The sequence below is a fragment of the Hyphococcus sp. genome, from assembly GCF_965228385.1.
In the GTDB taxonomy this organism is placed as follows: domain Bacteria; phylum Pseudomonadota; class Alphaproteobacteria; order Caulobacterales; family Parvularculaceae; genus Hyphococcus.
Window position 1 is genome coordinate 2,279,410 of the sequence record NZ_OZ245810.1, and the last position, 21,937, is coordinate 2,301,346.

Consider the following 21,937-nt stretch of genomic DNA (forward strand, 5'->3'; position numbering starts at 1 on the left):
CGCATTTTACACTGCCAAACCGGAACGAAAAATCATGAAAAACTTGAATTCGACGCTGATCGCCGCGGCGGCGTACATGCTTTGCGCCTGTGCGCCCGAAACGCCGGACACAAAAGCGGGGGCCCCGGAAAACAGCGCTGACGTCACGGTCTTCACCGGCGGTCCCATCTATACCGGCGTTGACGGCGCGCCCCGCGCCGAGGCCGTGGCTGTTTCCGGCGGCGAAATCCTGGCGGTGGGAACGCGCGCGCTGGTGATCGAGGGCGCCGGAGAAAACCCTGAAATCATTGAACTGAACGGCGCGGCGATGTTTCCGGGTTTTACCGACGCCCATGCGCACATGATCGGCATCGGCATGCGCGAGTTGACGCTTAATCTTGATGCGGTCGGCTCCATTGAAGAACTCGTCTCCATCATCGCCGAAAACGTTGAGACGGCCGGCGACGGCGAGACCGTTTATGGCCGCGGCTGGATCGAAACCGGCTGGCCGGAAGGGCGCATGCCCACGCGCGACGATCTCGATCCCGTCAGCGGCGACACGCCCGTGATTATCGTGCGCGCGGACGGCCACGCGCTGGTTGCGAACTCCGCCGCGCTGGAAGCGGCCGGCATAGACGATGCGACGCCTGACCCGGACGGCGGCAAGATTGAGCGGGACGAGGCGGGGCGCGCCACCGGTATTCTGATCGACGCCGCCATGGCGCCGGCGCGCAATCTCATCGCCGCGCCGAGCGACGCACGCAAACGCGACGCGTTTGAAATGGCCTCGGACGTTTACGCCGCCCATGGCTGGACCGGCCTGCACAACATGTCCGTAGACCCGGCCAATCTTGAACTGATGGAAACGCTCGCAGACTCAGGCGATGTCGGTATCCGCGTTTACAACGCCATCGACCAGTCGGGCCTCGATGCGCTGGCGGCCGGGGGACCGCGCCAGAGCCTTAACGGCCGCGTCATCACCCGCGCCATGAAACTTTATGTGGACGGCGCGCTCGGCTCGCGCGGCGCGGCCTTGTCCGAACCCTATAGCGACCGGCCGGATACCCGCGGTCTGTTACTGATGAATGAAGACGAAGCCGCAGCACTGTTCGACAAGGCGGCGGCGGCGGGCGTGCAAGTGGCGACGCACGCCATCGGCGACCGCGGCAACACGCTCGTCCTCGACTGGTACGCGGACGCTTTTTCCCGCAATCAGGACACGGACGACCTGCGGTGGCGAATTGAACACGCGCAGATCCTGCATGTGGAAGACATTCCACGCTTCGCCGAGCTCGACGTTATCGCGTCCATGCAGCCGAGCCATGCGATCGGCGATCTTTTCTTCGCGCCTGACCGGCTTGGCGACGACCGGCTCGACGGCGCCTACGCCTGGCGCTCGCTGATTGACGCGGGCGCGATTATCGCCGCCGGTTCGGACGCGCCGGTTGAACGCGGCGAGCCCCTGATCGAATTTTACGCCGCCGTCGCCCGTCGCGGTCTTGACGGCACGCAAACGGACGAATGGCGTCCGGGCGAAGCCGTGACCCGCGAAGAAGCGCTGAAGATGTTTACGCTCTGGCCGGCCTATGCGTCATTTCAGGAAGGCCTGCTGGGTACGATTGAACCCGGCAAACGCGCCGATTTCACGGTCTTTTCGAAAGATATTATGAGCGTCCCGGAGAGCGAGATTTTGTCAGCGGAGCCAGTCATGACGGTCGTTGACGGCGAGATCGTATTTAGGACTGAAGACTAAGCGCGCCGCCATACCGGGCCGTTTCGCCTTGTAAGCCGGCGGCTATTGCCGGAACGAGGGCCCGCCCCCATATACAGTACATGACGTTCTGGCAGTTTCTGATCTTTTTCGGGCTGTCAGTCTTTGTTCTCTGGAATATCTGGATCGCCATCCGCTCTCTGGGCGATATCGGCGACGACGATTAAGAGAATTGAGCTGGCGGCGCCGGCCTTGCGCTCCGTTCCCCTTAAAGGCGCGGCCTGATACGCTTTCATCAAATCACGCCGCGAATAGCTGATCCATATTCTGGAAGCATTTGAATTCCAGCGCATTGCCGGCCGGGTCGAGAAGGAAAAACGTCCCCTGCTCTCCTGGTTCGCCCTTGAACCGGATGCCGGGTTCGATGATGAACGCAACACCGGCGTCAGACAAACGCCGGGCGAGTTTTTCCCATTCGGCGGGCTCAAGCACGACGCCGAAATGTTTGACCGGCACGTTCTCGCCATCGACCGTATTTGTAGCTGTCCGCCCGCATTCCTCCGGCGCCAGATGGGTCACAAGCTGGTGACCGAAAAAGTTGAAATCGATCCACTGGTCCGACCGGCGCCCGCGTTCGCATTGGAGGAGGTCGCCGTAAAACGCCTCCGCCTTCTCAAGATCGTCCACGGGCAGCGCGAGATGAAAAACCGGCGTAGTCATGATGTAGCGTCCTTTGCAGCCTGAGGCGCTGTGCATGGAAATCCGGCGCCGCCGCGACTATATTTAATGCCAAGGCGTTTGACTATGTCACGCCGGACCAGGCAACACGCGCCTTTAGCGCATAACAGGGATATTCATGACGGCGGAATACAGGCAACTCGCGGACGATTTTTTCGTTGCGCCGCAAATTTCACCGGGCGCGGTGCGCGACGCGGCCGGCGACGGTTTCAAACTGATCGTCAATAACAGGCCCGATGGCGAAGCGCCCGGTCAGCCCAGGGGCGAGGAGATTGAAGCGGCGGCCCGTGAGGCTGGACTTGGCTACGCCTTTATCCCCGTCGGCCCAGCCGGCATAACCCGCGGCCATATTGACGCCTTAAAATCGGCCTTGAATGAGGCCGGCCAGGGCAAAACCCTGGCTTTTTGCCGGTCAGGCGCGCGTTCGGCGTTTGTCTACGCCTATACGGCGGCGGCGAGCGGCAGGCCGGTCCATGAGATTGTCGCCGGCGCCGCGCAGGCGGGATTTGACGTCAGCGCCCATGCGGGCGTGCTCGAACAGTTGAATAATGAAGCAACGAAAGACGATGAGTAAGTGATGAGTTCGATTGCATTTTTTCTGTCGCTCGGCGCCGCCGGTTTTGCCGCGCAGACAGATCCCGCCGCGCCGCCGGAATTGAAAACGGCGCCGGCCTGTGTTTGTCCCGCGCCGTCCGAGGCGCCGGACGTTACGTTTTCAGGTTATGTGGTCGATGCGAAAATCACGCTCGGCGCGGACCGCCGCTCGGTCAAGGACCGTATGGCGACGATTTTCGACGTCAAGTCATCGAGCGACGGCGATATCGAAGGGCGAACAAGCCTGTGGCACACGACGAGCGCCGAGACCTGCGGCGTTTCATTCGACTACGGAAAGAAATATTCCGTCGCGGCGCGCTGGTCCGACGGCGAGCTTGAAACCGACAAATGCCTGATGCGCGAAATGGAATAGAGCGCGTTGTCGCATTGGTGAAACGCAGCTTTCGATCTTTCCCGACACACAAATGTCTTCATGCTGAGAAGGCTTTAAGGCCGTCGCAAACGATGAAGACTTGTTTGACGTATAAAATCTCGAACTGACTTGGTCTTGCGGCTCAGTAATGAATGGTGATCCGCGCGCTTGTGGCCGCCGCCGGAATAACGACCGTTTCCGTCAGCGTGACCCCGCAGCGCAGGAACGCGACATCGCGACCGTCTTCGTCAGTCGCGCGCCGGTCCTGCCCCTCCCCGCAATCGAGAAAACTGCCCCGTTCCTTTTCCACCACGTAAAGAAAATTCGGTGGCGCCGCCACATAGGCGCGATCCGTAATCCCGCCGGCGCCGTCGCCGATTGAAACGCCGCCGGCGGACTGGGCCTGAGCGGCGCCCAGCATCGTTAATCCCGCAATTGTGATTGCAGGCGCAATTTTAGCGGCGGCGTTAAGAAACTGTTTAGAATAGGCACACATGGCCGGTTCATCGCAAAAGCCGCGCCGCACGCCGCAAATGGCGCAGTTTCGCGCTCGCGAAGTCTTTATTTCCTTGTCATCGCGAAAAAAGCCATGTTGAAGGGCGTGGGGCGGAGACTGTCGGCGGAGCGGGCATGTCCATTTTTGGCGACTTTAAAATTAACGGTAATCAGCTTGTGGCGACCGAGACCGGCGCCGCCATTCCCCTCACGCGGGAATTTGCGCGCGACGCCTTTCGGATCGCGAGTTTCGTCTGGCTCATCAACGGGCTGCGCGCGACACGCATTGTCCGACGCCGCGAACCGCGCGCGAAAATTTCCTTCTTTCCAAAAAAGCCGCGGTCCTATTATGCGATCTGGCCGGTCTGTCAGCTTGCCGACGTCAAGATTGTCGATGATCCGGATGAGGCCGACCTGCATTTTTATTTTGAGGACCGCGAATTCCTGACCGCGCCGCGCCGTTCGCCAACGTCAAAACCGGCTTTCAATGTCGGCTGCTTCGATATCCGCAAAAGCGTGGTCTCGCGCATTTTCGAAGAAACTTTCGGCTATCCACTTTGCGTCGATCCGACAAAACATGACGGCCCGTTTGTCGAAAAGTCAGAATTCAACGGCAAGCATGACGGCCGCCTCATCAGCGGCCCCATCGCCGCGCCGCGTCCCGGCTATGTCTATCAGCGCAATATCGAGAACACGTTTGACGGCGTTGAGCATATCGATATTCGAACGCCGATCGTCGGCGGCGAGACGACGCCGCTTGTCTTTTTGAAACGGCGCACCCGTGATCTTCGGTTCACAAATGAAAATCACCGCGTTGATCTCGCAGCGATTGACGCCATGCTTTCCGGCGAGGAACAACGGCGAATTTGCGAATTCGCGAAAGCCATTCGGCTTGATTTCGGCGGATTGGATATTTTGCGGGACCGCGCTGACGGCCGCATTTATATTGTCGACGCCAACAAAACCGATATGGGGCCGCCGGCCGCCATGACGGCGCAGGACAAATTGACCGCCATGCGCAGCCTTGCGAGCGCCTTCGCCGGGATGGTAGACGCAAGCCTTCAGCCTTGAGCGCAGGAGCCTTTCTTGGCGTCTATTCCTTTCGTTAAAGACATTGATTTTACCTATGGCGCCGATGATCAGGTTGCGCCCGGCGTGCGCCGGGTGATTGCGAACAATCCGGGACCGTTCACATTCACCGGCAGCGGAACCTATATTATCGGCGAAGGCGATGTCGCGGTTATCGATCCGGGCCCTGACAATGATGCACACCTGGCGGCGCTGTTGCGCGTGCTTGAGGGCGAGCGCGTCACCCATATCCTCATCACGCACACCCATTCTGATCATTGCGGACTGGCGCGTAAATTCGCTGACGCTGTCAAAGCGCCCATTTTCGGTTTTTCCGGCCATCCGGTGCGCGAAAAGAAACTTGACGCGCCGGCGCTGGACGAGGGCGCGGATTATTCATTCGCGCCGGATGAATTCATCGGCGACGGCTCCGTCATGGAGGGGCCGGGATGGCGGCTGGAAGCGGCGCACACGCCAGGCCATCTGTCCAACCATTTGTGCTTCGGCCTGCCGCAGGAAAAAGCGCTGTTTACCGGCGATCACATGATGGGCTGGGCGACGACGGTCGTCGCGCCGCCCGATGGCGACATGGGCCACTATATGGAAAGCCTCGACAAGCTGCTCGCGCGCGATGACGAGATTTATTTCCCGACCCACGGGGCGCCGATCAAGAATCCGAAACGCTTTGTGCGCGCCGTGAAAACCCATCGCCTGATGCGCGACGCGCAAATTATCGATCAGCTGAAAAAAGGGCGGACGACGATCCGGGAAATCACCCCCGCCATGTACGCTGATGTCGACCCGCGGCTGCACAAGGCGGCGGCGCTCAACGTTTATGCGCATCTGATCCGGCTGACGCGGAACGGCGCAGTTCAATGCGACGGCGAGCCCGGACTGAAGTCCGTTTATTCAATCGCCGCCGCTTGAGCCGGTTTGATGTTTATGAATTTTCTTTCTGGTATTTTTTATCGAACTTCTGCCAGTTTTCCACCATCTTGGTTTCAGTTTCGACAGTTTTGTTAAAGCTCTCAAGCGCGGCCTGGCGAACCTCCACTTCAAGTTCTTCATTGGCGACAACCGTGTCGAGGCATTCGCGATATACGCCGAGCGCGGCCTGATAGTCCTTGATGGCGGTCAATGTCGCTGCGCGATCCTCGGCCGTCGCCTCTTTGGGATTGGGCATTTCGGGCGTTTGCGCATTCAGTTCGCATTCTTCCGCCATGGCGGCGCCCATCAGTGCGGCGGACGCGGCGGCCAGTGACAAGATTGATGTCTTCATGATGTTCCCTTCCCCGCCAGCATCGCCGACGGCGTGTTCCTGTTTGCTTCAAGACAAATCATAAACGGCTGCAATGCGGTTCCGCAAACCGGCGCTGGCGTAATGATATTACAATTTTGAAATGCACGCCGCACCGTACGCGCATGATGACGCTTGCGCTCAGGCGTCCAGAAGCACTCTGCGCGCTTCCAGAATTAGCCGGCGCTGCACATCGCTGGGCGGGCCTTCTATTTCTGCGGTGCGTTCCAGAACTTCGACCAGTTCGCGCTTTTCTGCGGGCGTGCAGATTTCGGTTACCGGCCGCAGGATTTTACGAACGCTGTTGCCCGCATCATTGATTTCACCAACCGCCATGCGCCCGAACGCATAAAGCCCCTCGGCGGTTTCCTCGTCGGCTTCGAAGACCTCGCGCATTTCCGCGACAATCGATTGATACTGCCTGTCGGTCACATGGCCGTCATAGGCGGCGATCTGATAGAGCAGCACCGCCGCCGCTTCGCGCGGATCGGAGAGGTTTTCGATAAGCCGCTTGTCGACGCGCCGGTTCCATTGCCCGCGCCGGATAACGCCGCCGACATCGCGAACCGTCTCGCGCCCCTGATTGGCCGCATTCATAAAATGCGTAAACGCCCAGAACGCTGCGGCCAATGCGCCGAGTATCGCGATGATGATGTGCATGCGCCCTCTTGCTTGTCGCCATGCTGACATGAATCATTACACTGTAAAATCTATACTATCATTTTACGAAAACCTCTATGCGGCTCAGACGCGCCACAGTTGAAGATATTCCGCTGTTGCGGGATTGGGAGCAACAGCCTCATGTCGTTGCGGCGACCGGCGCCGTCGACGGGGATGATTTCTGGGACTGGGACGGGGAACTCCCGAAAGACGCAACCTGGCGCGAACTTTTGATCGCGCAGGTCGAGGATCGTCCAGTCGGCTTTATCCAGATCATAGATCCCTTGCTGGAGGAAACCCGTTACTGGGGAGACTGCGCGCCGAATTTACGCGCCATCGATATATGGACCGGACGAAAGGAAGATCTAGGACGCGGCTTTGGCGGCGAAATGATGCGCCTCGCTACTCGGCGCTGCTTTGACGACCCCGACGTTGCGGCGATCCTGATCGATCCGCTTGAGCGCAATATTCGCGCGCACCGTTTCTATAAACGGTTGGGCTTTGAGTTTATGGAGACGCGACGCTTTGGCGAGGACAACTGTTTCGTCTTTCAGTTGACGCGAAAGCGCTGGTCGCAATTCCAATAACCTACGGATATAGCGCGCGCTTCACCCAGCCGCCGTCTTTTCGCGTATATTGCAGGCGGTCATGCAGCCGGAACGGCCGGTTGACCCAGAATTCGATTTCCGACGGTTTCAGCCTGTAGCCGAACCAGTTGTCCGGGCGCGGAACATCGCGTCCCTCATATTCCTTTTCGAGCGCGGCGATATCCGCTTCAAATCTGTCGCGGTCGGCAAGTTCGCGCGATTGCGCGGAGACATGCGCGCCGAGCTGGGCGCCCCGCGCGCGCGATGCGAAATAGTCGTTCGCTTCATCCTCGCTCACCGGCGAGACGTCCCCTCGAAAGCGCACCTGCCGGCGGATCGACTTCCAGTGAAAACATGCGGCCGCTTTCGGATTGGCGCCGAGCTGGCGGCCCTTGGCGCTTTCCATGTTGGTGTAGAAGGTCAGCCCGCAGGCGTCGAAATCCTTCAGGAGCACCATGCGCACATCCGGCAGGCCGTTCCCGTCCACGGTGGCGAGCGCCATGGCGTTCGGATCGTTCCGCTCCATGGTTCCGGCGAGCGCGAACCAGTCGGCGAACAGCGCGAACGGATCGCTGATCGTGAAAACGTCGCCCTGATCGGCGTCCACAGCATAGGCTTGTGCGCTCGGGCTGGGGGGAATGAGGTTTTTCGCGTCCATCTGCGTCTCCGTTGCGGGTCCAGCCATACCGGCCATGGGCCGGGGCCGGGCCGTTAACCTTTCCTGCGGCGTTTTAGGGCCATCATCGGGCTCGCCGTTGAACCGATGCTGATATAGAAAACGCCCATGTCTTTAAACACCTTTGGCCGCGCTTTTCGATTCACCACCTGGGGCGAGAGCCACGGGCCCGCCCTTGGCGTCGTCATTGACGGCTGCCCGCCGGGCGTTCTCCTGAAAGCTGAGGATATTCAGTCGGCGCTGGACAGGCGAAAGCCGGGCGGCTCGAAATTCGTCACCCAGCGAAAAGAACCGGACGCGGTGAAAATCCTCTCCGGCATCTTCGAGGACGATCGCACGGAGGGCCCGCGCACCACCGGCGCGCCCATCAGCCTGATGATCGAGAATGTCGATCAGCGCTCCAAGGATTACGCCGATATCCGCGATAAATACCGCCCCGGCCACGCCGATTTCACCTATGACGCCAAATACGGGTTCCGGGATTATCGCGGCGGCGGGCGCTCATCGGCGCGCGAGACGGCCGCGCGCGTCGCCGCCGGCGCCGTGGCGGAAAAGGCGCTCGGCGTCCTCCTGCCCGATCCGGTGTGGATTCGCGCCTGTCTCGTACAGATGGGCCCGCACAAGATTGACCGCGCGAATTTCGACTGGGCCCAGATCGACAAAAATCCCTTCTGGTGCCCGGACGCCGAGGCCGCCGCGCTGTGGGAGGAAAAGCTGGACGCCGCGCGCAAGGCCGGCTCGTCCATGGGCGCAGTGATCGAGGTGGTCGCGGCGGGCGTTCCCGCCGGGCTTGGCGCGCCGGTCTATGGCAAGCTCGACGCCGACCTCGCCAGCGCCATGATGTCGATCAACGCCGCCAAGGCCGTGGAAATCGGCGCCGGGATGGAGGCCGCCGCCCTCTCCGGCGAGGAGAACGCCGATGAAATCCGTATACGGAACGGCGCGCCGCACTTTTTATCCAACAAGGCCGGCGGCGTCCTCGGCGGGATTTCAACGGGTCAGGAGCTAGTTGTCCGCTTCGCGGTCAAACCCACCTCCTCGATCCTTACGCCGCGCCGGACGATAACGCGCGGCGGCGAGGAAACCGAGATCCAGACGAAGGGCCGCCATGACCCGTGCGTCGGCATCAGGGGCGTTCCCGTCGGCGCGGCAATGATGGCGCTGGTGCTGGCCGATCACGCCATGCTGCACCGGGGCAATGTGGGTGACGGTCATTTGAAACAACGAAATTAACAGTGTGGATGGGTAATCTGATCCAATTTCCGGTTAATCCTCAAAACGGAAGTTGGCCATCCAAGCGCGAATGTCCGGTTTTCAACATGGGCGACTGTAAGATTTATCTGCAGTAAGCGCTAATCGCGCCCGACAAAGATATCTAGCGGCAGTATCGCTGTCACGCCGACATTCGGTACGTCAACCAACTGCCCAATTCGCATATCCACCGCAATGCTCGCGATAATGTAAGCCTGAGTCTGGTCATAACCATACTCCGACATGATATAGTCGATCATTGCGGCCAGAGCGTTTCGCGCCGCAAGATTAATATCGCTGGAAAGGTTGCTTAGATCCGCGATTTTCGGGGACTCGAGATAGGCAAGGTTTGCGGGTATGTCGCCTTTTTCCTTTAGCGGAAACCCCGTCACTGCGTAAAAGCGGTCTGACGGTATCCTGAGCACCGACGCAGGCCCCTCGTAGTGTGGACCGCGAGACAGGTTCGGCGGATTTTCAGCCAGGCGGGCTGTGACTGTCATTTTGCCGCCCATCTCGATCGCCGTGCCAGCCACCTCGCCATCGCCCTGCGCGTAATGAAAGTCGCCAACCGCCAGACCGCAACCATCGACAAGACACGGCAAATACACGGTCGTGCCGATTGTGATGTAGCGGATGTCCATGTTGCCGCCATGTTCGCGTGGTGGAACTGTCCGAAGGCACTCCGCAGGTTTTGCTCCGTCTACCCCACAAAGTTCAGCCGGCTTCGCCTCGTCAGGATCCGGGGGTAACACCGCGCCGCCTGACGCCAGCAGCTGTTTCTCTCTCTCAAGGACGTCAGAAAGCAGTTTTGCTCCGGGTAAAGTTGTCACGACCCCAGGAAAACTTGCGTTCGGAATACGCACGCCAGGCAATGCATCGCTCTCAGCATAATCGTCATTTAAACGCCAGACGATAAAACGCCCGTCAGTTCCAAATTGGTCAGCAGCAAAACCGAATGCCCCAGCTTCGGTCCAGCCGACTTCGGCGGGTTTGATCTCCTCGATAGTGACGGCCAACACGTCGCCTGCCTTGGCGCCGTTGATATAGACCGGCCCGGTTAACGCATGGACAATGCCGACGCCTTCTCGGGGATTGCTTTGCGCGCTTGAGAACTCGTCAGGGTCAAGAGTGAGGTCGAAAGCGTCACGTCCGAAGAACACGATGCGCTCGCCGGGATCAGCCTTGACGACCATTGGGATGTCTGGATGGAGGCGGTTTACACACGCCGGGTCCTCGGCGCAGTTCACGCTGAGGTCGCCTAAGATGGTTTCAGCAGCAGAGTCTTCCAACATCACCATCGTCAAAAGGAACCCGCAAGTAATCCATGTTAAAAGGCCGAATTTCATACGTGCGCCCCCAGGATGACGAAAAGAACCAATGTCAGCTTTATGTCAGGTCATGACATGCAGACTTACCTTAGCATATGTCTGGAAATTCCAAAAAGCGGACGTTAATTGAGTGCCAGCGAATGTCCGCTTTCGCCCGCGCATGCATCCATTTCAGACCCCGCTGCCCCACCCGCTTTCCCTTCGCCTTCGCCGCGCCTATAACCCGCCCTCATGAAAAAGCGTTACGCCTTGCCGCTCTTGTTTGTTGTCGCGCTCGCGGGGGCGTTCGTCTTTTTGCAGACGCTGGACACGGACCCCGCGGCGATGGAGGCGAAGTATACAAATGAGCACTCGCGCTTCGCCGAGGGGCCGGGCGGGCTGCGCGTCCACTATCGCGATGAGGGAAACCGGAACGGCGTTCCCATCGTCCTCCTGCACGGCAATTCCGCCTCGCTGCATACATGGGCGCCGCTGGTCGAGCGGCTGGGGGGCGAATACCGGCTGATCACGCTGACCCTGCCGGGCCATGGGCTGACCGGCCCGAACGGAGCGCACGATTATTCCGCTGACGGCATGCTGGCGGCGCTCAATCTCGTGGCGGCGGAGACGGGGCTTCAGCGTTTCGTCCTCGGGGGCAACTCCATGGGCGGCTGGTTGAGCTGGCGTTATGCGCTCGACCATCCGGACCGGGTGGAGGCGCTTCTCCTCCTCGATGCGGCGGGCATGCCGCTGCGCGAGGGCGAAGAAGAGCCGCCGCTTAATCTCGGCTTCCGGCTGCTCGCCCATCCGGCGGGGCGTTTCCTGATGCAGCGCTTTACGCCGCGCGCGGCGGTGGAGGAATCGATGCGCCAGTCCGTATCGGTCCAGTCGATCGTCACCGAGGAGGCGGTGGACCGCTACTGGGAGCTGTTGCGTTATCCCGGCAACCGCAAGGCCGCGGGCCAGCGCTTTTTAACCGTGCGCGAGCCGCAATACGCCGAACGCATCGGCGAGATCGCGGCGCCGACGCTGATCCTGTGGGGCGCGCAAGACCGGCTGATTTACGCCAGCGCCGCGCAGACATTTGAAGAGCGCATGCAGAATACGCGGGTCATCGTCTATGAAGGCGTCGGCCATCTGCCCATGGAGGAAGCGCCCGACCGGACCGCCGCGGATATCGACGCGTTTCTGGACGATGTCCTGGTCAGCCAGGCTTCCGGAACGTTGTGATCTTCGTCAGGAACGCCAGTCTTTCATCCTGTTTTTCAAGTCCCGCCTCGCCGAACAGCGCGCCCAGATCCGTGCGGCAATAGCTATCGTAATAGGGCTCGTGAAAGCCGCGCGGAAAATTTTCGAGCAAGATATCGAAACCCGGTTCGTCACCATACTGAATGGTGTCGGCCTGAATGAGCGTACCGCCCGGTTTCAACAGCCGCGCGATCTCGGCGGCGACCTCGCCGCGCACCTTCGGCGGCAGTTCGTGAAACAGATAAACCGCCGTGACAATATCGAATGATCCGTCTTCAAGACTGGTATTTTCCGCCGGCGCCTGAAGGTAGGTCACGTCTTTCCATCGCCCCAGCGCGTTGCGCGCCTTGCCCAGATAGGCGGGCGACAAATCAAGCGCGGTGACGCCGAGCGCAGGCCAGTTGTCCTTCACATCGCCAAGAAAACGCCCGGTGCCGGAACCAAGATCGAGAAGCCGCGCGCTGGCGGCGTCTTTACCCTCGAGGGCTTTTCGCACAAACGGCAGGGATTGCCGGCGCATGGCGCCCGCCGCGCCTGTGAACAGCGTCTCCACCTGCATGTCATACCTGTCGGCGGAGCTTTCCGACAGCCAGCCGTCGGTCTGGTAATGAAAGTTCTGAAGATAATAACGCGGAAATTTTTCTTTCTGCGCCTGTGAATAGACTTCAGAATGCCCGCGCGCGGCCTTGCGGCGCGCAACCTTCTCCGAATCGCGTAAATAATCGCGGCTTTGCTTCCAGAGTTTTGCAAAAGACGGCGGCTGGCGCATATCGACGGGAAGCTTATAGACGCCCGCCTCGATATTCTTCCAGTCGCGGCGGAACAGCTCCTTGAACGCTTCCTTCAGGCGCTTGCGGTCGAGCGGGCCGAATTCTTCCGCATACGGCGCTTGTCCCGGATCGGTCAGCGGCCCCATGAGCCGGCGCCCGTAAGCATAATGCCCGGTATACCATAAGACCCGCGCGGCCTGCGAGGCGCCATAGGCGACGCGCTTTGCGCTATTCGACATTGCAGAAATTAACGCCGCCATGGTGCCTGCCTGATCATCCGCGCCTAGTCTTTCGTGAAAATCCCGATGAGTTCCACATGGGGAGAATAGACGAATTGATCAACGGGCGTCACCTGCGACAGGGCGTAGCCGCCGTCCCGCAAGATCGCAGCGTCGCGCGCGAAAGTCGAAGGATTGCAGGAGACCCCGATAACACGCGGCACTGCGCTCGCAGCCAGTTGTTCCGCTTGCGCTTTCGCGCCCGCGCGCGGCGGATCGAAGACCACTGCGCCATACGGTTTCAGCTCTTCGGCCATGAGCGGGCGTTCAAATAGATTGCGGGCGCGCCCCGTTACTGCGCGCCCCGTCACTGCACGCCGGGCCTGGGCCGCCTTCGCCGCAGCGTTCAGCGCTGCAATGGCGTCTGCGTCAGAATCGAACGCATCGATCTGCGCCTTTTCGGCCAGCGGAAACGCAAACGCGCCGCAACCGGAAAAAAGGTCCGCAATACGGGCCGCCTCGCCGATGCCGGCTTTCACGATTTGCACCAGCGCCGTCTCCCCTTCCCGGCTCGCCTGTAAAAAACCCGCCGGCGGAACAGCAACCGGAATATTACCAAACACAACCCGGGGCGACGCAAAAGCAACAATGGTCTCGTCGTCCACGCCTAGCCGGATCACCCCTGCGTCACGCGCCGCTTCGGTCAGCGCCGAGAGCCGCGCGCCGCTCATCTCCGGCGTTGCGTCGCCGCCCAGAAAAACCACATCAAGACCATTGTCGCAGAGCGTCACGGAAACATCGAATTTTCGCCAGTCAGGGGGCGCGGCGCCAGCGAGGCCGCGCAAACCGGCGAGCGCCTTTTCCAGCCGGTCTTCGAGAACAAGGCATGATGCGACATCAACAATTCGCGTTGAACGGCGTTCATTGAAACCGAAAATCATGCCCTGCTGCGCGTCTTGTTGCGTGCGTTGCACGGCGAACCGGGCGCGTCTGCGCGACGCGGGCGCGCATGCGACAAGCGGCGCGACGAGGGTTTCATCGAACCCTTCCCGGCCAAGCGCGCTGACCACAATGTCGCGCTTCCACGTTTCATAGGCTTTCGTTTCGATGTGCTGCAGCGCGCAGCCGCCACATGCGCCGAACAATGGACAGGGCGCGGCGCGCCGGCCCGGCCCCGGAGACAATAGCGCGGTCATTTCTCCGCGATTGCCGCGATAAGCAATCTTTACCTCATCGCCTGGCGCCGTATACGGAACATAGACACTGGTCCCGTCATGCCCGGCGACGCCGTCGCCATACGCGCCGATTGAATCAATGCGCAGCACCGCAGTTCGAGCAGGTTTTGTCGCGCGGCGGGGTCTATGATGTTTTCGTTGCGCCAATCAGAAATTCCATGTTGCCGTCGCCGCCCTTTATCGGGCTTTCAATCAGGCCGGCGACCCGCCAGCCCGCAAGGTCTTCAACCCAATCGCGCAGATTGTCTGCGGTTTGTCTGGCGAGATCTTCACGCACCAGGCCGCCCTTGCCGACCCCGGCGGGGCCTACTTCAAATTGCGGTTTGATCAGCGCAATAAAGCCCGCATGCGGCGCCGCAAACGTAAGCGCATGGGGCAGCGCTTTTTTCAGGCTGATGAAACTGACGTCGCAGACGATAAAATCCACCTGTTCAGGAACAAGCGCCGGCGACAAATCATAGGCGTGGGTCTTCTCAAGATTGACGACACGGCTGTCCTTCCTGATTTTCTCGTGAAGCTGTCCATGCCCCACATCCACCGCGTAAACTTTCGCTGCGCCGTTCTGTAATAAGACATCTGTAAAGCCGCCGGTCGACGCGCCAAGGTCTAGACACGTTAACCCGGCGACATTGATGCTCATTTCCGCCAGCGCCGCCTCAAGCTTGAGGCCGCCGCGCGAAACGAAAGCATGAAGATCCCCCTCAACGGTAATGTTCGCGTCGTCTGAAATTTTCACGGACGCTTTGAGCGCGACCGCGCCGTTAACGCGCACACGTCCCGCATCGATTAACGCCTGCGCGCGCGCTCTGCTGGCGGCAAGGCGCCGGAGTACGAGAGTTTGATCGAGCCGCATAAGATTCACCGCAACGCCAGTTAAGCGATTGTAATATGATTGCAGCGCCGGCGCGAAAATATTTTTTGATTTCATGCTTTTGTGGAACGTCCCGGCGGTTCGGCGTGTTTGCTGCGATACTGGCGTCAGTAACGCCGATATAAAAAGCCGATACGGAAAAAGGAGGCATGACATGGCAAAACTTGGAAATAAAAAAATCGCAATCCTCGCCGCAGACGGTTTTGAAGAATCAGAATTATTCTCGCCCCTCGATGCGCTGAAAGACGCAGGCGCGTCAGTCGATATCATTTCGCTTAAAGAGGGCGAGGTGCAAGGCTTCCGCCACATGGAACGCGGCAAGTCGGTGAAAGTGGATAAAGAAATTTCACACGCCGATGTCAATGAATATGACGGCCTCGTTATACCCGGCGGCCTTTATAATCCGGATGCGCTGCGCCGGGACGAAAAAGTCATAGCATTTGTTCGCGGCGCATTTGCGCGCAATTTACCAGTGGCTTCGATCTGTCACGGCCCGCAGGTGCTGATCAGCGCCGATGTCGTTAAGGGCCGCAAAATGACAGGTTTTGAAGCGATACAGATCGATCTTAAAAACGCCGGCGCCGATGTGAGCGATGAAGAGGTCGTTGTCGACAAAGGCCTTGTGACCAGCCGCAACCCGGACGATTTGCCGGCGTTCAACAAAAAGCTCGTTGAGGAATTTTGCGAAGGCAAACATGACGGGCAGAAAAAATCAGTCGCCGCGTAGTCCCTCTCAATTAACGCCCCTTCTACGCGGATGACGGAAAGTCCCGCCCGTATCGGGCGGGACTTTTTTTCCGTCACGCTCAAAGCCAGCGGCGCACTTTCGATTTGTACGCCCGGTACGTCTCTGAGAACTGGCGTTCCATTTTTTCTTCTTCGTAAGGAATGCTGATAAAGTTCGTAAACAGAAAAAACGCCGGTATGGCGAACAGCGCCGCCCAGGTTCCCGCCATCAGCGCCAATCCTGCGACCGCGATCAATATGCCGAGATACATCGGGTTGCGGCTGTATCGAAACGGCCCGCCCGTCACCAGCGCAGAATTTTTTTCGGAAACAGGGACAACCTCTGTTTTCGCTCGCGCAAATGCGATGCGGCCAGACGCTGAAATCGAAAATCCGATGGCGAACACAACGGCGCCAAGCCAGACATTTTGCAAAGGCGTATTCAGATCAAGAAGCCGGCCCGAGATCACCGCCGTCAATAAAAAGAGCAGCGCCCAGACCGGCGGCGGGATAATGACGAGGAAAGATGGCCGCGGCGCTGGCTCAACCATCGCCCTCCTCCCTTAGCCATGCAGATTAACGACATTCGCGCCCATGCCCAGCGCTTCGCGCGCGCGTTCAACGATATGCGCGGCGTTGAGTTTCGCCGTGTCGTACATTTTCGCCGGCGAATCCTGATCCTGGAAAACATCCGGCAAATGCATGGTGCGGATTTTGACGCCGGTATCGAGCAGACCGGTTTCCGCGAGGAAATGCAGGACGAAAGCGCCGAATCCGCCGCGCGAACCTTCCTCGACGGTGATAACCGCTTCGTGCTCGCGGACCAGGCGCATGATCAGGTCGTGATCCAGCGGTTTGGCGAAACGCGCATCGGCGACGGTCGTGGAAATGCCTTGCGTCTCCAGCGTGTCGGCGGCCGACAACGCCTCCACAAGCCGTCCGCCCAGCGCCAGAATCGCCACTTTCGTGCCCTCGCGCATGATCCGGCCCTTGCCAATTTCCAGAAGCTTGCCGTTTTCCGGCAGATCGACGCCGACGCCTTCGCCGCGCGGATAACGGAACGCGATCGGGCCTTCATCATACTCGGCTGCGGTCGCCGTCATATGCACCAGATCGGCTTCATCGCCCGCCGCCATCAAAACCATATTCGGCAGACAGCCAAGATAGGCAAGATCGAAGGCGCCGGCGTGCGTCTGGCCGTCAGCGCCCACAAGCCCTGCGCGGTCCATGGGGAACCGCACCGGCAGATTCTGAATGGCGACGTCGTGCACAACGGAATCATACGCCCGTTGAAGAAATGTCGAATAAATCGCCGCGAAGGGGCGCATGCCGTCAGCCGCGAGGCCCGCTGCAAAGGTCACCGCGTGCTGTTCGGCGATACCGACATCGTAACACCGGTCAGGATAAACGTCTGCGAACATATCGAGCGAGGTGCCCGACGGCATCGCCGCTGTGATGCCGATGATCTTGTCGTCTTCTTCAGCCAGCTTGATAAGCGATTTGGCGAAGACTTTCTGATAGGCCGGCGCGTTGGGCGTGCCTTTTTTCTGTTTGCCGGAAACCACGTCGAACTTGGCGACGCCGTGATATTTGTCCGCCGATTCCTCCGCAGGCGGATAACCGGCGCCCTTGCGCGTGACGACATGAACGAGAACCGGGCCGTCTTCCATGTCGCGAACATTCTCAAGGACGGGAACGAGCTGGTCCAGATTGTGCCCGTCAATCGGCCCCACATAGTAAAAGCCGAGTTCTTCAAACAGCGTGCCGCCGGTGAACATGCCGCGGCCGTATTCTTCGGCTTTGGCGAGCTGCTTGTAAACGGCGTTCGGCAAGCGTTTGGCGAGCTGTTTTCCGAACGAACGGAAGCCTTGATAAACGCCGGATGAAGACGCGCGCGCCAGATAGGCGCTCATGGCGCCCACAGGCGGCGCAATCGACATATCGTTGTCGTTGAGGATGACGACCAGTTTCGAGCCCAGATGCCCGGCGTTGTTCAGACCCTCATAGGCCATGCCGCCCGACATGGAGCCGTCGCCGATGACGGCGATGGACGTTGTTTCTTTTTTCAGATGACGCGAGGCTTCGGCGAAGCCGGTGGCTGCGGAAATCGACGTCGCCGCATGGGCGGCGCCAAAGGGATCGTATTCGCTCTCGGACCGTTTCGTAAAACCGGAAAGCCCGCCGCCCTGGCGCAGCGTGCGGATACGGTCGCGCCGGCCGGTGAGAATTTTATGCGGATAGCACTGATGGCCTACGTCAAAGACCAGCCGGTCGTCCGGGGTGTTGAAAACGTAATGAATGGCGGTCGTCAGCTCCACAACGCCAAGACCCGAGCCGAGATGCCCGCCGGTGACCGAGACGGCGTCGATCATCTCCGCGCGCAATTCGTCGGCGAGCTGGCGCAACTGGCTTTTCTCCAGCTTGCGAAGATCGGCTGGGAATTTCACTGTATCGAGCAGCGGCGTCTCTGCGGCCATGGGACAACCTCTTTATTTTGTTGACGTTTCGCGCCCGCCCAGGGGCGAAAGGCCCGTTCTAGCGTCTTGGGGAGATTTCTCCACCCCTTCCCGGCCAAAATCGTGAGCAGATGGCGGCGATTTAAAGCCGATTGTTGCTTAATGGACGCGCGCCCCGGGAAAAGACCTCAACGCCGCTGATTTGGCCGCCGTGACGTCTGTTGATATAGTGCGCGAAGGGCGAAATGGGGGGCAATAAATTGAAATCACATTTGATGTTTTTGCGCGCGGCCGGCTGTGTCGCGCTGGGCATGGTGATTCTCCTTGCCGGCGCGGCGAGCGCCCAGACCTATCTCGACGAATACAAGGCCTATAATGCGGCGCTTGAAAGCGGCGACGCTGACGCCGCTGCAGCGCACGGCTACGCCGCCTGGCAGGCCGCAGAACAAGAACTGGGCGACGACGCGCTCACCGCGGTTCTCGCCTATAATTACGGCCAGTATGTTCTTTATTCGAACACTGAGGGCGCGCTAGAGGCGCTGCGCCGCGCGGACGAGTTGCAACAGGCGGGAATCGCCGACTTGCCGGCGGACGAACTGATGTTGTTTCTGGCTTTTTCTGAATTTTCTCTCGACTCGAAAACCAATAGAAAACGCGATGACCTGCGTTCTGCATTGAATGTATTAGCGCAACAAGGCGTTCCGGCTTCCCAAGATATTGCGACAATGTGGTTGATACTGGCGAATGCTGATTTTGAGGATAGCAAATACGAGGATGCGAGAGTTAGCGCTGAAAAAGCGGAGAAATATATTTTTGCAGCCGACACAAACAATTATGTGAGCAGAGCCAGAGCAATATTGGTTCAGGGCGTATCAAAATTGTTTTATGATGAATTGAAAGCTCAGAGCATATTGGATGCAAATAAGGATTTCGTTCGCGCGAGCAGACTTTTCCCAGTTCAAAACGACGTAGATACTTTTGACAGCACTCTGGCTCTTATTCTCACCTGGAACAGCGCTGCGCAGGTCATGCTTCGCACAATTTCAAATTACCAGGATGATCGTCCAGATACATGGACCGGTTCGCGTATTAGGCTGCGCGATTTGCCAGATGATGAAATTGCAGATCCGACGAAATTTTTATCTTTTGATATGAACGCAGTTTTTCCTAGTAGCCGTTCCGCCGAAAGTTGCAATATGGAAATGGAACGAATACCGCCGAAATATCCGAGAACCGCTTTGAATAAATGGTATGTTGGCTCCGTTATGGTGGGGTATGACATTGATGAGAACGGCGTCCCTATAAAAGCAAAGATACTCGCCGAGGTGCCAAGCCAATATTTCGGTGAAGTCGTTCTCGAAGCCCTTTCAAAGTGGCGCTCGTCTACTCCGGTTATAGACAGTCAAGAATGCCGGAAGGATTTGATAACCATGTTCAGTTTTGAACTGATGCCAGAATAAAATACGTCGCAAGGTATTGACCTACTCAAAACTCGCTTTTTGCGTTTTCGGCTTGCCGTCGCCGGTTACGACGATTTTTTCGATTTTTTCCTGGGCGGATTTCAGCGTCTTCTCGCAGTGGGCCTTCAGCGCCGCGCCGCGCTCGTAAAGCGCGATGGAGTCTTCCAGCGCCGCCTGCCCGCTTTCCAGTTTCTGGACAATTTCTTCCAGCTCGGCGAGCGCCTTTTCGAAGCTGAGCGTTGCGATGTCGTCGGGTTTTTTAGCCATGAGAACCGTTTAGCGGCGCGCGGCGCTCCAAGGCAAGCCGCTTTTTGACGAGGCCATTGATCTTGCCGCCCGATCTCATATGACCGGCGGATGGAAAATTATGACGTCGTCATTGTCGGCGCCGGAGCCGCGGGGCTGATGTGCGCCATTGAGGCGGGGCGGCGCGGCCGGCGCGTTCTCCTGATCGAGCATGGCGCGAAGCCTGCGGAAAAAATTCGCATTTCCGGAGGCGGGCGGTGCAATTTCACCAATATCCACGCCGCGCCGGCGAATTTCATCTCGCAAAATCCGCGATTTTGCGTCTCGGCGCTGAAGCGCTTCACGGCGGCTGATTTCATCGCCCGCGTCGATGCGCACGGCGTCGCCTGGCATGAAAAAACGCTGGGCCAGCTTTTTTGCGACGATTCGTCGAAAGAGATCATTGCCATGCTGCTAAGCGATGCGGCGGATGCGAATGTGAAATTGCAACTTTCCACAAGCGCCGGGCGTATCGAAAAAACAACCGGCGGCTTTTTGCTTAACACCAGCGGCGGCGATGTCTCTTCGCGCAGGCTCGTGATCGCCACGGGCGGCAAGTCCATCCCGAAAATGGGCGCGAGCGATTTCGCCTATCGCGTGGCGCGGCAATTCGGTCTTTCCATGGTCGAGCCGCGCCCGGCGCTCGTCCCCCTCGCTTTTTCGCCGGACCTGCTGGCGGAAACAAAAGCGCTTTCCGGCGTCAGCACGCAGGCCGAAGTCTCCTGCAACGGAACGTCGTTTCGCGAGGCTTTGTTGTTCACCCATCGCGGGCTGTCGGGCCCGAGCATTTTGCAAATTTCCTCTTACTGGCGCGAAGGCGACGCGATTGAGGTTGACCTTGCGCCGGGTACGGATGTTTTCAGCGTGTTGCGCGATGCGCGCCGCGCCAGCGGAAAGCTGGCGCCGCAAACGCTGCTGGCGCAATATCTGCCGAAGCGGCTCGCCGACAAGGTTGCGGCGCAAACGGGCGCCGGCGCGCGCGTCGCCGATGCGCCGGATGCAAAACTGAAAACCATCGCCGGCACGGTCAACCGCTGGCGGGTGAAGCCCGTAGGGACAGAAGGCTACCGCACGGCGGAGGTCACGCTGGGCGGCGTAGACACGAACGCCCTTTCGTCAAAGACCATGGAAGTCAAATCCGTACCCGGTCTTTATTTCATTGGCGAGGCCGTCGACGTCACCGGCTGGCTTGGCGGGTATAACTTCCAGTGGGCCTGGTCGTCCGGTTGGGCGGCTGGGCAGGCGGTTTGATGTGCAAAAAGATAATGGATTCCGGGTCAGGCCCGGAATAACATTTTAATTTGCGCAAAGACTACATCACTCCGCCGCGGCGGTCACGCCGACTTCGCGCTTCTCGCCAGCGGGCTCGTAAATCCGCCACGACCAGTAATGATTGCCGCCGTTGCGTTCGGTGCGGCCCCACCCATTGCGGCGCAGGCGCCGGTCGATCATCCAGTTGAGATAGCCGTGCGCGCATAACAGAACATCGCCGTCGCGGGCGTGCGCCTCCAGCCGGCCGGCGATCTTTTCAACGCGGTCCCAGGTCTGGCTCTGATTTTCCACGCCCTCCGGCGCGTATCCCAAGATCCACATGATGCGGGAGATCACGCCCCACTGCCCCGGGCGCAGTTTTAAAAAATCCGGAACCGGCGGCGGCGGCAGCGGCGCCTCCACGAACATCGGGTCCGCCGGCACATCGCGCCCGCCCAACGTCGCCTTGCGCGCCGTCTCGATGGCGCGCGGCAGGGTTGAGGACAGAACCGTTTCGGCGCTCTTCGCCATGGCGATCAGTTTTTCCGGCGGGCGCTCATCCGGCGCCAGACCGCTCTGGTCGTATCGCGCCCACCAGGCGCCGTATTCCTTCGCGGTGATCGTGACTTCGCGCGAAAGATCTGGACGCCCGTGGCGCGCGGTGATGATACGGCCTGCCAT

At 59.4% G+C, this 21,937-nt stretch carries 24 protein-coding genes; 11 read left to right on the forward strand and 13 right to left on the reverse strand.

Translation table 11 applies throughout. The annotated features are described in order from the left end of the window. Nucleotides 1-34 precede the first annotated feature (34 nt). Complete coding sequence (locus ACQK2Q_RS10705) at nucleotides 35-1,732, forward strand: amidohydrolase (protein ID WP_425409733.1); 1,698 nt, start codon at nucleotides 35-37, stop codon at nucleotides 1,730-1,732. 258 nt (nucleotides 1,733-1,990) lie between these two features. Here the strand turns inward: ACQK2Q_RS10705 and ACQK2Q_RS10710 are convergent, their stop codons facing one another. Then, a complete protein-coding gene (locus tag ACQK2Q_RS10710) occupies nucleotides 1,991-2,410 on the reverse strand; it encodes a VOC family protein (RefSeq protein WP_425409734.1) in 420 nt (139 codons plus the stop codon). A gap of 136 nt (nucleotides 2,411-2,546) precedes the next feature. On the opposite strand from ACQK2Q_RS10710, the gene ACQK2Q_RS10715 reads away from it, so the two are divergent. Together ACQK2Q_RS10715 and ACQK2Q_RS10720 are read left to right on the forward strand one after the other, a co-directional pair. Beyond that, nucleotides 2,547-3,002 (forward strand): TIGR01244 family sulfur transferase, encoded by a 456-nt coding sequence (locus tag ACQK2Q_RS10715; RefSeq protein WP_425409735.1) that lies wholly within the window; start codon nucleotides 2,547-2,549, stop codon nucleotides 3,000-3,002. 3 nt (nucleotides 3,003-3,005) lie between these two features. Continuing rightward, entirely contained in the window at nucleotides 3,006-3,395 is a 390-nt protein-coding gene (locus ACQK2Q_RS10720) for a hypothetical protein (RefSeq protein WP_425409736.1), read from the forward strand. Between the two features lie 142 nt (nucleotides 3,396-3,537). On the opposite strand, the gene ACQK2Q_RS10725 is transcribed toward ACQK2Q_RS10720, so the two are convergent. Continuing rightward, nucleotides 3,538-3,891, reverse strand: coding sequence for a hypothetical protein (locus tag ACQK2Q_RS10725; RefSeq protein WP_425409737.1), 354 nt, complete (start codon nucleotides 3,889-3,891; stop codon nucleotides 3,538-3,540). A 134-nt stretch (nucleotides 3,892-4,025) separates the two neighbouring features. Here ACQK2Q_RS10725 and ACQK2Q_RS10730 point away from each other — a divergent pair, with 134 nt between their 5' ends. Continuing rightward, nucleotides 4,026-4,961 (forward strand): hypothetical protein, encoded by a 936-nt coding sequence (locus ACQK2Q_RS10730; RefSeq protein WP_425409738.1) that lies wholly within the window; start codon nucleotides 4,026-4,028, stop codon nucleotides 4,959-4,961. Between the two features lie 15 nt (nucleotides 4,962-4,976). Beyond that, complete coding sequence (locus ACQK2Q_RS10735; RefSeq protein WP_425409739.1) at nucleotides 4,977-5,885, forward strand: MBL fold metallo-hydrolase; 909 nt, start codon at nucleotides 4,977-4,979, stop codon at nucleotides 5,883-5,885. A 13-nt stretch (nucleotides 5,886-5,898) separates the two neighbouring features. On the opposite strand, the gene ACQK2Q_RS10740 is transcribed toward ACQK2Q_RS10735, so the two are convergent. Further along, on the reverse strand, nucleotides 5,899-6,237 hold the full coding sequence (locus ACQK2Q_RS10740) for a hypothetical protein (protein WP_425409740.1): 339 nt from the start codon (nucleotides 6,235-6,237) through the stop codon (nucleotides 5,899-5,901). A gap of 159 nt (nucleotides 6,238-6,396) precedes the next feature. Next, a complete protein-coding gene (locus ACQK2Q_RS10745; protein WP_425409741.1) occupies nucleotides 6,397-6,915 on the reverse strand; it encodes a TerB family tellurite resistance protein in 519 nt (172 codons plus the stop codon). 77 nt (nucleotides 6,916-6,992) lie between these two features. On the opposite strand from ACQK2Q_RS10745, the gene ACQK2Q_RS10750 reads away from it, so the two are divergent. Beyond that, nucleotides 6,993-7,502, forward strand: a complete 510-nt coding sequence (locus tag ACQK2Q_RS10750; RefSeq protein ID WP_425409742.1) for a GNAT family N-acetyltransferase — start codon at nucleotides 6,993-6,995, stop codon at nucleotides 7,500-7,502. Between the two features lies 1 nt (nucleotide 7,503). Here ACQK2Q_RS10750 and pdxH read toward each other — a convergent pair whose 3' ends face one another. After that, nucleotides 7,504-8,160, reverse strand: coding sequence for a pyridoxamine 5'-phosphate oxidase (gene pdxH, locus ACQK2Q_RS10755; RefSeq protein WP_425409743.1), 657 nt, complete (start codon nucleotides 8,158-8,160; stop codon nucleotides 7,504-7,506). A gap of 126 nt (nucleotides 8,161-8,286) precedes the next feature. On the opposite strand from pdxH, the gene aroC reads away from it, so the two are divergent. Beyond that, nucleotides 8,287-9,411, forward strand: a complete 1,125-nt coding sequence (aroC, locus tag ACQK2Q_RS10760) for a chorismate synthase (RefSeq protein ID WP_425409744.1) — start codon at nucleotides 8,287-8,289, stop codon at nucleotides 9,409-9,411. 119 nt (nucleotides 9,412-9,530) lie between these two features. Here aroC and ACQK2Q_RS10765 read toward each other — a convergent pair whose 3' ends face one another. After that, entirely contained in the window at nucleotides 9,531-10,775 is a 1,245-nt protein-coding gene (locus ACQK2Q_RS10765) for an acetamidase/formamidase family protein (RefSeq protein WP_425409745.1), read from the reverse strand. 213 nt (nucleotides 10,776-10,988) lie between these two features. On the opposite strand from ACQK2Q_RS10765, the gene ACQK2Q_RS10770 reads away from it, so the two are divergent. Continuing rightward, nucleotides 10,989-11,966, forward strand: coding sequence for an alpha/beta fold hydrolase (locus tag ACQK2Q_RS10770; RefSeq protein WP_425409746.1), 978 nt, complete (start codon nucleotides 10,989-10,991; stop codon nucleotides 11,964-11,966). Here ACQK2Q_RS10770 and ACQK2Q_RS10775 read toward each other — a convergent pair. From ACQK2Q_RS10775 to ACQK2Q_RS10785, 3 genes are read right to left on the reverse strand one after another with little or no spacing between them, the layout of a single operon-like run. Further along, nucleotides 11,941-13,014, reverse strand: coding sequence for a class I SAM-dependent methyltransferase (locus ACQK2Q_RS10775; RefSeq protein ID WP_425409747.1), 1,074 nt, complete (start codon nucleotides 13,012-13,014; stop codon nucleotides 11,941-11,943). The genes ACQK2Q_RS10770 and ACQK2Q_RS10775 overlap by 26 nt on opposite strands. A 23-nt stretch (nucleotides 13,015-13,037) precedes the next feature. Further along, a complete protein-coding gene (locus ACQK2Q_RS10780) occupies nucleotides 13,038-14,297 on the reverse strand; it encodes a class I SAM-dependent RNA methyltransferase (RefSeq protein WP_425409748.1) in 1,260 nt (419 codons plus the stop codon). Between the two features lie 34 nt (nucleotides 14,298-14,331). Then, nucleotides 14,332-15,135, reverse strand: a complete 804-nt coding sequence (locus ACQK2Q_RS10785; protein WP_425409749.1) for a TlyA family RNA methyltransferase — start codon at nucleotides 15,133-15,135, stop codon at nucleotides 14,332-14,334. 97 nt (nucleotides 15,136-15,232) lie between these two features. Between ACQK2Q_RS10785 and ACQK2Q_RS10790 the strand changes: the two genes are divergently transcribed. Further along, a complete protein-coding gene (locus ACQK2Q_RS10790) occupies nucleotides 15,233-15,805 on the forward strand; it encodes a type 1 glutamine amidotransferase domain-containing protein (RefSeq protein WP_425409750.1) in 573 nt (190 codons plus the stop codon). Between the two features lie 79 nt (nucleotides 15,806-15,884). On the opposite strand, the gene ACQK2Q_RS10795 is transcribed toward ACQK2Q_RS10790, so the two are convergent. Both ACQK2Q_RS10795 and dxs read right to left on the reverse strand, forming a co-directional pair. Continuing rightward, nucleotides 15,885-16,355, reverse strand: coding sequence for a methyltransferase family protein (locus ACQK2Q_RS10795; RefSeq protein WP_425409751.1), 471 nt, complete (start codon nucleotides 16,353-16,355; stop codon nucleotides 15,885-15,887). Nucleotides 16,356-16,367: 12 nt separating this feature from the next. Continuing rightward, nucleotides 16,368-18,281: a 1-deoxy-D-xylulose-5-phosphate synthase gene (gene dxs, locus ACQK2Q_RS10800; RefSeq protein WP_425409752.1), complete on the reverse strand. Its 1,914-nt coding sequence runs from the start codon at nucleotides 18,279-18,281 to the stop codon at nucleotides 16,368-16,370. 239 nt (nucleotides 18,282-18,520) lie between these two features. Here dxs and ACQK2Q_RS10805 point away from each other — a divergent pair, with 239 nt between their 5' ends. Next, on the forward strand, nucleotides 18,521-19,720 hold the full coding sequence (locus tag ACQK2Q_RS10805; protein WP_425409753.1) for a TonB family protein: 1,200 nt from the start codon (nucleotides 18,521-18,523) through the stop codon (nucleotides 19,718-19,720). Between the two features lie 21 nt (nucleotides 19,721-19,741). Here the strand turns inward: ACQK2Q_RS10805 and ACQK2Q_RS10810 are convergent, their stop codons facing one another. After that, on the reverse strand, nucleotides 19,742-19,987 hold the full coding sequence (locus ACQK2Q_RS10810) for an exodeoxyribonuclease VII small subunit (protein WP_425409754.1): 246 nt from the start codon (nucleotides 19,985-19,987) through the stop codon (nucleotides 19,742-19,744). Between the two features lie 90 nt (nucleotides 19,988-20,077). On the opposite strand from ACQK2Q_RS10810, the gene ACQK2Q_RS10815 reads away from it, so the two are divergent. Next, nucleotides 20,078-21,256 (forward strand): NAD(P)/FAD-dependent oxidoreductase, encoded by a 1,179-nt coding sequence (locus tag ACQK2Q_RS10815; protein WP_425409755.1) that lies wholly within the window; start codon nucleotides 20,078-20,080, stop codon nucleotides 21,254-21,256. A gap of 66 nt (nucleotides 21,257-21,322) precedes the next feature. On the opposite strand, the gene ACQK2Q_RS10820 is transcribed toward ACQK2Q_RS10815, so the two are convergent. After that, nucleotides 21,323-21,937 carry a histidine phosphatase family protein gene (locus ACQK2Q_RS10820; protein WP_425409756.1) on the reverse strand — a complete coding sequence of 205 codons (615 nt, stop codon included), beginning with the start codon at nucleotides 21,935-21,937 and terminating at the stop codon, nucleotides 21,323-21,325.

Coding starts and splice junctions, on each gene's coding strand:
- ACQK2Q_RS10705 (WP_425409733.1), top strand. CDS start 35: ATGAAAAACTTGAATTCGACGCTGATCGCCGCGGCGGCGTACATGCTT.
- ACQK2Q_RS10710 (WP_425409734.1), bottom strand. CDS start 2,410: ATGACTACGCCGGTTTTTCATCTCGCGCTGCCCGTGGACGATCTTGAG.
- ACQK2Q_RS10715 (WP_425409735.1), top strand. CDS start 2,547: ATGACGGCGGAATACAGGCAACTCGCGGACGATTTTTTCGTTGCGCCG.
- ACQK2Q_RS10720 (WP_425409736.1), top strand. CDS start 3,006: ATGAGTTCGATTGCATTTTTTCTGTCGCTCGGCGCCGCCGGTTTTGCC.
- ACQK2Q_RS10725 (WP_425409737.1), bottom strand. CDS start 3,891: ATGTGTGCCTATTCTAAACAGTTTCTTAACGCCGCCGCTAAAATTGCG.
- ACQK2Q_RS10730 (WP_425409738.1), top strand. CDS start 4,026: ATGTCCATTTTTGGCGACTTTAAAATTAACGGTAATCAGCTTGTGGCG.
- ACQK2Q_RS10740 (WP_425409740.1), bottom strand. CDS start 6,237: ATGAAGACATCAATCTTGTCACTGGCCGCCGCGTCCGCCGCACTGATG.
- ACQK2Q_RS10745 (WP_425409741.1), bottom strand. CDS start 6,915: ATGCACATCATCATCGCGATACTCGGCGCATTGGCCGCAGCGTTCTGG.
- ACQK2Q_RS10750 (WP_425409742.1), top strand. CDS start 6,993: ATGCGGCTCAGACGCGCCACAGTTGAAGATATTCCGCTGTTGCGGGAT.
- pdxH (WP_425409743.1), bottom strand. CDS start 8,160: ATGGACGCGAAAAACCTCATTCCCCCCAGCCCGAGCGCACAAGCCTAT.
- aroC (WP_425409744.1), top strand. CDS start 8,287: ATGTCTTTAAACACCTTTGGCCGCGCTTTTCGATTCACCACCTGGGGC.
- ACQK2Q_RS10765 (WP_425409745.1), bottom strand. CDS start 10,775: ATGAAATTCGGCCTTTTAACATGGATTACTTGCGGGTTCCTTTTGACG.
- ACQK2Q_RS10770 (WP_425409746.1), top strand. CDS start 10,989: ATGAAAAAGCGTTACGCCTTGCCGCTCTTGTTTGTTGTCGCGCTCGCG.
- ACQK2Q_RS10775 (WP_425409747.1), bottom strand. CDS start 13,014: ATGGCGGCGTTAATTTCTGCAATGTCGAATAGCGCAAAGCGCGTCGCC.
- ACQK2Q_RS10785 (WP_425409749.1), bottom strand. CDS start 15,135: ATGAAATCAAAAAATATTTTCGCGCCGGCGCTGCAATCATATTACAAT.
- ACQK2Q_RS10790 (WP_425409750.1), top strand. CDS start 15,233: ATGGCAAAACTTGGAAATAAAAAAATCGCAATCCTCGCCGCAGACGGT.
- ACQK2Q_RS10795 (WP_425409751.1), bottom strand. CDS start 16,355: ATGGTTGAGCCAGCGCCGCGGCCATCTTTCCTCGTCATTATCCCGCCG.
- dxs (WP_425409752.1), bottom strand. CDS start 18,281: ATGGCCGCAGAGACGCCGCTGCTCGATACAGTGAAATTCCCAGCCGAT.
- ACQK2Q_RS10810 (WP_425409754.1), bottom strand. CDS start 19,987: ATGGCTAAAAAACCCGACGACATCGCAACGCTCAGCTTCGAAAAGGCG.
- ACQK2Q_RS10815 (WP_425409755.1), top strand. CDS start 20,078: ATGGAAAATTATGACGTCGTCATTGTCGGCGCCGGAGCCGCGGGGCTG.
- ACQK2Q_RS10820 (WP_425409756.1), bottom strand. CDS start 21,937: ATGGCAGGCCGTATCATCACCGCGCGCCACGGGCGTCCAGATCTTTCG.